Origin of the sequence: Streptomyces sp. NPDC057616, from assembly GCF_042800575.1 — a bacterium.
In the GTDB taxonomy this organism is placed as follows: Bacteria; Actinomycetota; Actinomycetes; order Streptomycetales; family Streptomycetaceae; genus Streptomyces.
In genome coordinates, this window is the sequence record NZ_JBHVGU010000025.1 from 142,656 (window position 1) to 150,782 (window position 8,127).

At 69.9% G+C, this 8,127-nt stretch carries 7 protein-coding genes; 6 read left to right on the top strand and 1 reads right to left on the bottom strand.

What is annotated here, in order from left to right:
• Nucleotides 1-166: 166 nt before the first annotated feature.
• From ACFU97_RS29230 to ACFU97_RS29255, 6 genes are all read left to right on the top strand, one after another.
• A complete protein-coding gene (locus tag ACFU97_RS29230; RefSeq protein ID WP_384262368.1) occupies nt 167-925 on the top strand; it encodes a DUF4118 domain-containing protein in 759 nt (252 codons plus the stop codon).
• 223 nt (nt 926-1,148) lie between these two features.
• A complete protein-coding gene (kdpF, locus tag ACFU97_RS29235) occupies nt 1,149-1,238 on the top strand; it encodes a K(+)-transporting ATPase subunit F (protein WP_344405280.1) in 90 nt (29 codons plus the stop codon).
• A gap of 289 nt (nt 1,239-1,527) precedes the next feature.
• The gene (locus tag ACFU97_RS29240) at nt 1,528-2,211 is read left to right on the top strand and encodes a response regulator (protein ID WP_384262371.1); all 684 of its coding nucleotides are present in this window, start codon (nt 1,528-1,530) and stop codon (nt 2,209-2,211) included.
• A 34-nt stretch (nt 2,212-2,245) separates the two neighbouring features.
• Nucleotides 2,246-4,786 carry an ATP-binding protein gene (locus ACFU97_RS29245; protein ID WP_384262374.1) on the top strand — a complete coding sequence of 847 codons (2,541 nt, stop codon included), beginning with the start codon at nt 2,246-2,248 and terminating at the stop codon, nt 4,784-4,786.
• A 234-nt stretch (nt 4,787-5,020) separates the two neighbouring features.
• The gene (locus ACFU97_RS29250) at nt 5,021-5,530 is read left to right on the top strand and encodes a hypothetical protein (protein WP_384262376.1); all 510 of its coding nucleotides are present in this window, start codon (nt 5,021-5,023) and stop codon (nt 5,528-5,530) included.
• Nucleotides 5,531-5,632: 102 nt separating this feature from the next.
• A complete protein-coding gene (locus tag ACFU97_RS29255; protein ID WP_384262378.1) occupies nt 5,633-7,153 on the top strand; it encodes a flotillin family protein in 1,521 nt (506 codons plus the stop codon).
• Nucleotides 7,154-7,529: 376 nt separating this feature from the next.
• Here ACFU97_RS29255 and ACFU97_RS29260 read toward each other — a convergent pair whose 3' ends face one another.
• Nucleotides 7,530-7,949: a hypothetical protein gene (locus ACFU97_RS29260; protein ID WP_384262381.1), complete on the bottom strand. Its 420-nt coding sequence runs from the start codon at nt 7,947-7,949 to the stop codon at nt 7,530-7,532.
• Nucleotides 7,950-8,127: the final 178 nt, after the last annotated feature.

Sequence of the window (8,127 nt, forward strand, 5' to 3'; positions counted from 1 at the left end):
CGTCAGGGATGCGTCAAAACGGCGCCGGGCAGTGGGCCGACGCGCCTTGGTAAGGGGAGTGTCCGTGTGGGCGGCAAGCGGGCGCCGCCGATGAGCCCGCCCGCGCCTGCCGATCACCGAGCAGGGCGGCAGCCAGCGCTACGCCGAACACAGGGGGCGAGGACACATGACCGGCTTTCCGCCGCGGGACCGGATGGCCGCGGGCGGCGCACTGCTCGGGCCGTTCCTGGTGGCCCTGGCGCTCATGCCCTTCCGCACCGACCTGTCGAACACGAACGCGGCCCTGATCCTGGTCGTGGTGGTCGTCGCGGTCGCGGCTGTCGGTAACCGGATCATGGGCGCGGTCGGCGCGCTGTCCGCGGCCGTATGGTTCGACTTCTTCCTCACTCAACCCTACGAGCGGTTCACGATCACGGAAACGGACGACATCGAGACCGCCGTCCTGCTCCTCGTCGTCGGCCTCATCGTCTCTCAACTCGCCGCTCGTGCACGGCGATTGGAGGTGGTCACGGTGACCGACGGCGACCACCTCCGACGGATCCACGAGACGGCCGACCTCGCCCGCACGAGCCACTCGGCCGACCCGGTGGTCGAGCACGTAAGAGGCCAGCTGATCGAACTGCTCGCACTGCGTACGTGCCGCTTCGAGTACGGCACGCTGCTGGGGCAGCCGCCGAGGCTCGAGCAGGACGGTTCGGTGGCAGTGGGCCGCCGGCACTGTGACGTCGACGCGACCGGCTGGCCCGAGGGCGAGATCGAACTGCGGGCGTACGGCAACGGCCACTACTTCGGGCGCTTCATGATGGCTCCCGCACCGGGGAGTGCTCCGTCGCACAAGGCCCGCCTGGTCGCGGTGACGCTGGCCGACCAGGCGGGTGCCGCCCTGGACACCGCGGGACTGACGAACGGCCGCACGCCAGCCTGAGGCTGGACGGAGGGCGGCGAGTCGTAAGAAGTGCGTCAAGGCTGCCGGAGCCGCCGTATGAAGCCCGTTAAGGCAAGCGGAACCCGGCCGGTCAGCGGGTTTCCTGTACGGGTCCGATCCAACGTACCGACCTCATTCAGGAGCTCTCGATGGCCGACGTGGCTTACGTCATCGTCGCGGTGTCGGCGCTGGTGGCCTTTGCCGCCAAGGGGGTGGCGAAGCTGTGACCGCCGAGACCGTCGTCGGCCTGGTCGTGGCTGTCGCACTGCTGGGATACCTCGTCCTCGCCCTCATCTTCCCGGAGAGGTTCTGAGGCCCCGTCATGAGTTCGACCCGCTGACCACCGGCTCACGGCCTGACCGCGGCTCAGGCCCAGAAGGTGGTGAAGGCCACCACACCGACGGTTGCGGCCTCGGTTTCATGGGCGAGCCGCACGTCAACGTCCTGGAGAGCTCAGCATCGCCCTCAAGGAGCTGGTCCAGAAGTCCCGGCCCACTGACTCCGACGACCGGGAGCCGCCGAACCGGGACGCTCTGGTTCGACGGCCCCCACCGCCCCATCTACAACGCTGATCCCACCGACAAGAGGAAGGCCGCACACCCATGACCCGGGTGCTGGTGGTGGAGGACGACCCGCAACTCGTACGAGCACTCGTGATCAACATGCAGGCCAGGCAGTACGGAGTGGACGCGGCTCCCGACGGCGCCACCGCCCTGCGCCTGGCCGCCACCCGCCGGCCCGACGTGGTGATCCTGGATCTCGGCCTGCCTGACATGGACGGCGTTGACGTGATCAAGGCGCTGCGCGGCTGGACGAGGGTGCCTGTCCTGGTGCTGTCCGCGCGCCGTGCCTCGGACGAGAAAGTTGCAGCACTGGATGCGGGGGCGGACGACTACATCACCAAGCCGTTCAGCGTGGCCGAACTCATGGCACGGCTGAGGGCGGCCGTGCGCCGTAACGAAGAGAGCTTCCTCGTGCCCGAGACCACACTGGTAAAGACCGACGAGTTCACCATCGATCTGTTGGCGAAGAAGGCGTCGAGGGGCAGCCGAGACGTACGGCTCACGCCCACCGAGTGGCATCTGCTGGAAATCCTGGTCACCAATCCCGGCCGTCTGGTCACGCAGAAACACCTTCTGCAGGCGGTCTGGGGCGTCTCCCGGAGCGACAAGACCAACTACCTGCGGGTCTACATGGCCCAACTGCGTCGCAAACTGGAGGCGGACCCGGCCCATCCCCGCTATCTGATCACCGAGCCGGGCATGGGCTACCGCTTCGAGACCTGACCCGCACGGACGTACCGACGTAGAGACGAGAGACATGGCACGTGGCAAGCTTCGGATCTACCTGGGTGCGGCACCGGGCGTCGGCAAGACGTACGCGATGCTCTCCGAGGCCCACCGCCGCATCGAGCGGGGCACCGACTGCGTGGTCGCGTTCGTGGAGCACCACGACCGGCCGCGCACCGAGGTGATGCGGCATGGCCTGGAGGAGACCCCGCGCCGGGAACTGACGCACAGGGACGCCGTCTTCACCGAGATGGATGTTGACGCGGTACTGGCGCGCCACCCGCAGGTCGCGCTCGTGGACGAGCTCGCGCACACGAACATTCCCGGTTCCCGCAACGCCAAGCGCTGGCAGGACGTGGAGGAGCTGCTCGCCGCCGGCATCGACGTCGTCTCCACCGTCAACATCCAGCACCTGGAGTCACTCGGCGACGTCGTCGAGTCGATCACCGGGGTGCGGCAGCGGGAGACGGTGCCGGACGAGGTGGTGCGGCGGGCGGACCAGATCGAGCTGGTCGACATGTCGCCCGAGGCGCTGCGCCGGCGCATGGCGCACGGCAACATCTACCAGTCCGACAAGGTCGACGCGGCCCTGTCCAACTACTTCCGGCCCGGCAACCTCACCGCCCTGCGGGAGCTGGCGCTGCTGTGGGTGGCCGACCGGGTCGACGAGTACCTGAAGCAGTACCGCAGCGAGCACCGGGTCTCCAAGATCTGGGGCTCGCGCGAGCGGATCGTGGTCGGCCTGACCGGCGGCCCGGAAGGGCGGACGCTGATCCGCCGCGCCGCCCGGCTGGCCGAGAAGGGGGCGGGCGGCGAGGTGCTCGCCGTCTACGTCACCCGCAGCGACGGTCTGACGTCCGCCTCCCCGAAGGAACTGGCGGTCCAGCGCACCCTGGTCGAGGACCTGGGCGGCACCTTCCACCACGTCGTCGGGGACGACATACCGGCGGCCCTGCTCGCCTTCGCGCGCGGGGCCAACGCCACCCAGATCGTGCTCGGCGTCTCCCGGCGCAAGAGCTGGCAGTACGTCTTCGGGCCGGGCGTGGGCGCGACCGTGGCCCGCGAGTCCGGGCCCGACCTCGACGTCCACCTCATCACCCACGACGAGGCCGGCAAGGGCCGCGGACTGCCCATCGCACGGGGCGCGAGGCTGGGGCGCTCACGCATCCTCTGGGGCTGGTTCGCGGGTGTCTGCGGCCCGCTGTTCCTGACACTGTTGCTGACCCATGTCGACGCCGACCTCGGCCTGACGAACGACATGCTGCTGTTCCTGACGCTGACCGTGGCGGCTGCACTGCTTGGCGGCCTGCTGCCGGCGCTCGCCTCGGCGGCCTTCGGTTCCACGCTGCTGAACTGGTACTTCACGCCACCAGTGCACCGGATCACGATCGCCGACCCGAAAAACATCCTCGCCCTGGCGATCTTCGTGGCGGTGGCCGTGTCGGTCGCGTCCGTCGTCGACCTGGCGGCCCGGCGCACCCACCAGGCGGCCCGGCTGCGCGCCGAGTCGGAGATCCTGTCCTTCCTCGCGGGCAACGTGCTGCGAGGTGAGACCAGCCTGGAGGAACTGCTGGAGCGGGTGTGCGAGACCTTCGCCATGCGGTCCGCGGCGCTGTTGGAGCGGGAGAGCGACTCCGCGCCCTGGACCGTCGCGGGCCGCGTCGGCCCGGACGCACCGACCGGGCGCCCCGAGAACGCCGATGTCGACGTGCCGGTCGGCGGCCATATGGCACTCGCCCTCTGTGGGCGTGTGCTGCCCGCCGAGGACCGCCGGGTGCTGGCCGCATTCGCCGCCCAGGCGGCCGTGGTCGTGGACCGCCGACGCCTCCAGGAGGAGGCCGACCGGGGCAAGGTGCTCGCCGAGGCGAACCGGATGCGCACCGCGCTGCTCGCCGCGGTCAGCCACGACCTGCGCACACCTCTCGCGGGCATCAAGGCGGCCGTCACCTCGCTGAGGTCAAAGGACGTCGCCTGGTCGGAGCAGGACCAGGCCGAACTCCTGGCCGGGATCGAGGAGGGCTGCGACCGCCTCGACCACCTCATCGGCAACCTGCTGGACATGTCCCGCGTGCAGACCAGCACCGTGGCGCCGCTCATCCGGGACATCGACCTCGACGAGGTTGTCCCGATGTCACTGGCCGGTGTGCCGGAGGACGGCGTGGAGCTGGACATCCCCGAGACGCTGCCCATGGTCTGCGTGGACAAGGGCCTGCTGGAGCGTGTGGTCGCCAACGTCGTCGAGAACGCGGTGAAGTACGCCCCCGAGGAGCCGGTCCTCGTGTCCGCGAGCGTTCTCGGCGACCGGGTCGAGATCAGGGTCGTCGACCGCGGCCCCGGCGTCCCCGACGAGGCCAAGGACCGCATCTTCGAGCCCTTCCAGCGCTACGGCGACGCCCCGCGTGGCAACGGGGTCGGCCTCGGCCTTGCCGTCGCTCGCGGTTTCACCGAGGCCATGGGCGGCACAGTGCGCGCCGAGGACACCCCCGGTGGCGGCCTCACCATGGTCCTCAGTCTCTCCACGGCCGACAGCCCACGGGCGGTGTCGAGCCTCTCAGCCACAACCACCTCGTAGACGCGCCGTGCGTCGATCCAGCCCGGGCGAGGGCCGACCTCCGCGCCGCGGGAGCCGGATGACACGGCCGTCACCTGTCGGTCGCCCTCCCGGGCGAAGACGTGATAGCTCGCCGATGGACGGCATCAAATTCACGTAAACATTGCCGGAACACGGCAATGAAACAGCGTGCCGCATCGTGTCAGGATTCCGTCAAGCTGGAGATCAGCGACTGGTGAGAGGGGGACGGCGCGAATGGCCTGGTTTCTTGGGCTCGGCATCACGGGGGTCGTGCTGCTCGCCCTGTCGCTGGTCTTCGACGGGCTGCTGGACGGCGCGCTCGACGGCGCGCTGGGCGGCGGTCTCGACGGGTGGCTGTCGCTGCCGGTCGTCGCCGGATTCCTGGCGATGACCGGCTTCGGCGGAGTCATCGCCCAGGCGGCCACCGGGGTCGGCCCTGTGGGCGCCACCGGCGTCGGCGCACTGTCGGGGGTGGGCACGGCCTGGCTGACATACCGCTTCAGCCGTGCCCTGATGCGTGATCAGACGACGGTGACGCCCACCGGGGGCGACCTGATCGGAACGTCCGGGAGCGTGGTGACGGCCATCCCCGCCGACGGGTTCGGTGAGGTACTGCTCCAACTCGCGGGCCAGCCCGTGAAATTCGCCGCGCGCAGTGCGACGCCGGTGGCCCGCGGGGCCGAGGTGTGGGTGGAGGCGGCACCGTCCGCGACCTCCGTCCTCGTGCGCCCGGTGGACCGCTGAAGTCCGCCGCACCGGCCGACAGCCCGTATTTCCCTTTCTGCTGACCGCCCCTTGCGGGGCCTTTCCAACCCTCCGGGGTGCTACGTGTCTGGGGGCACTGTCATGAGTCCTGTCGTCGTCGCCGTGGCCGGAGTCGTCGTACTCCTCGTCCTGTCGGCGCTCGTCGTCATCAGCCGCTACAAGGTCGCCGGGCCGAGCGAGGCGTTCATCGTCACCGGTCGGCGGGGCAAGAAGGCCACCGATCCGGAGACCGGCCGGGTGTTCACCGACAACAGCGGTCAGAAGGTCGTGGTCGGTGGCGGCGTGTTCGTCGTGCCGTTCGTGCAGCAGAAGTTCACGCTCGACCTGTCCTCGCGGCACATCCCGGTCGCCGTGCGAGGCGCGGTCACCCTGCGCGGGGTGAAGGCCAATCTCGACGGCGTCGCCATCGTCAAGGTGGGCGGCACCGAGGACTCCATCCGGGCCGCGGCGCAGCGCTTCCTGATGCAGCAGGACGGCATCGTCGGCTTCACCCAGGAAGTCCTCTCCGGCGCCCTGCGCGCGATCGTCGGGCGGATGTCGGTGGAGGACGTCATCCGTGACCGGGCCGCCTTCGCCGGCCAGGTCGCGGAGGAGGCGGAGGCCAGTCTGTCCGGACAGGGCCTGGTGCTGGACGCCTTCCAGATCCAGGACATCACCACCGAGGGCTCCTACCTGGAGGACCTGGGCCGTCCGGAGGCCGCCCGCGCCAAGCAGGAGGCCGACATCGCCGAGGCGGTGGCCCGGCGGGCGGCCGAGCAGGCGCGGCTCAAGGCGGAGGAGGAGATCGCCGTCGCGCAGCGGACGTTCTACCTGCGGCAGGCGGAGATCAAGGCGGAGACCGACGAGGCCTCGGCCCGCGCCGCTGCCGCGGGTCCGCTGGCCGAGGCGGCCCGGCAGCAGGAGATCCTCACCGAGCAGGAGAAGGTCGCCGAGCGGCAGGCCGCGCTGACCGACCGCCAGCTCGACACCCAGGTCCGTAAGCCGGCCGACGCCCAGCGGTACGCGGCCGAGCAGGAGGCAGAGGCGCGGCGGGTGGCTCGGGTCAAGCAGGCCGAGGCGGAGAAGGCGGCGGGCATCGCCACCGCGCAGGCGGAGGCCGAGCGGGCCCGGCTGACCGGTGAGGGCGAGAAGCAGCGCCGTAGCGCACTGGCCGAGGCGGAGGCCGTTGAGGGCCTCAAGCAGGGCGAGGCCGAGCGATCCCGGCGTGCCGCGATCGCGGAGGCGGTACGGCTGGAGGGCGAGGCCGAGGCGGCGGCGATCGGTGCCAAGGGTGCGGCCGAGGCGGAGGCGATGCAGAAGAAGGCCGACGCGTTCGGACGGTACGGAGACGCGGCGGTCCTCCAGATGCTGGTGGAGGTGCTCCCGCAGGTCGTCGCCAAGGCGTCCGAGCCGCTTGCCGCCGTGGACAAGATGACCGTCATCTCCACCGACGGAGCAAGCCAGTTGTCACGCACCGTCGCCGACAACGTGGCCCAGGGCGTCGAACTCCTGAACTCCACCACCGGAGTCGACCTCGCCGAACTGCTCAAGGGCATCACAAGGCGGCCCGAGACGGCCCGGCCCGGGCCGGAGACCAACGGAAAGATCGAGATCGCCGGGTGACGCGTTCGAGGTAGTTGAGCACGCAGCCCGGGCGGCGAACGCCGCTCGGGCTGAACAGACAGATCGTTGACGGGATCCGAGGAGACGGGCGGGCCGCCAGATTCTGGCGAAGGAGGGCGACCAGCACCAATGGCTGGCTCACCGCGTACAACTCACGCATCGCCGTCGCCGCACTGGTCGAAGGCGGCAGCTCCGGCGTGGACTCGGCCGGGTACGTCGTCCGGCATCTGCTCACCAGGAGCTGACGCATCGACCGCAACGACAGCCGGCGCTGGTGTACGGCTGACGCGATCGGCTGGACACGATTACCTGGTTGCGGTCGGACGCATCTGCCGTCGCCGCGGCGTCGGCGCCGTGAACGGCTGGTGGAAAGCCGTCACAGGATCCGCTCGATCTGCCGCAACTCCTTGCGGACGCTGGGCAGATCGGTGCGGTCCCGATCAAGGACGACGTAGAGGAAGAGTCCTTCGTGAGTGCGGCGGGTCAGGGGCCGGATGAGGTGGTACTCCGTGTCCAGCGTGATGAGGATGTCCTCCAGCCGCGCCGGCGCGTAACCGATCAGACCCATGGCCGAGAGTTTGGCGCGTACGACGTCCGTGCCACCGCTCGCGGCCTTGGCGAGGTCGAGCCCGTCCGGCTCGCCGAGGGTCCCGAGCGTCATACGGCTGACGTAGTCGACGACCGCCACGCCGAGTGCTCCCTCGATGCGCATCGTCCGGCGCATCGCGATGGTGATGGCGGACACGGTCATCCCCTCGTCGTGCGGCACGAGCTTGTGTTCCGGCCGTCTTTGCATCGTGCCACGATTCACGAAGTCTGGCCCTGGAAACGATCGGGCAGCCGTACGACGTCGTCCTTCGTGGCGCTGCTCCACGCCGTGTCGGCCAGACTTTCAATCCCAGGGCGTGTCCACACGGGCCAACTTCTCGTCCCATCGCCTCGACTGCCGCCGGACCAGGTGCGCATGGATCAGC

Bases quoted from the DNA above. Each gene is read 5' to 3' on its own strand.
- ACFU97_RS29250 (WP_384262376.1), top strand. From the start codon at position 5,021: ATGGCCTGGTTTCTTGGGCTCGGCATCACGGGGGTCGTGCTGCTCGCC.
- ACFU97_RS29255 (WP_384262378.1), top strand. From the start codon at position 5,633: ATGAGTCCTGTCGTCGTCGCCGTGGCCGGAGTCGTCGTACTCCTCGTC.
- ACFU97_RS29230 (WP_384262368.1), top strand. From the start codon at position 167: ATGACCGGCTTTCCGCCGCGGGACCGGATGGCCGCGGGCGGCGCACTG.
- ACFU97_RS29240 (WP_384262371.1), top strand. From the start codon at position 1,528: ATGACCCGGGTGCTGGTGGTGGAGGACGACCCGCAACTCGTACGAGCA.
- ACFU97_RS29260 (WP_384262381.1), bottom strand. From the start codon at position 7,949: ATGCAAAGACGGCCGGAACACAAGCTCGTGCCGCACGACGAGGGGATG.
- ACFU97_RS29245 (WP_384262374.1), top strand. From the start codon at position 2,246: ATGGCACGTGGCAAGCTTCGGATCTACCTGGGTGCGGCACCGGGCGTC.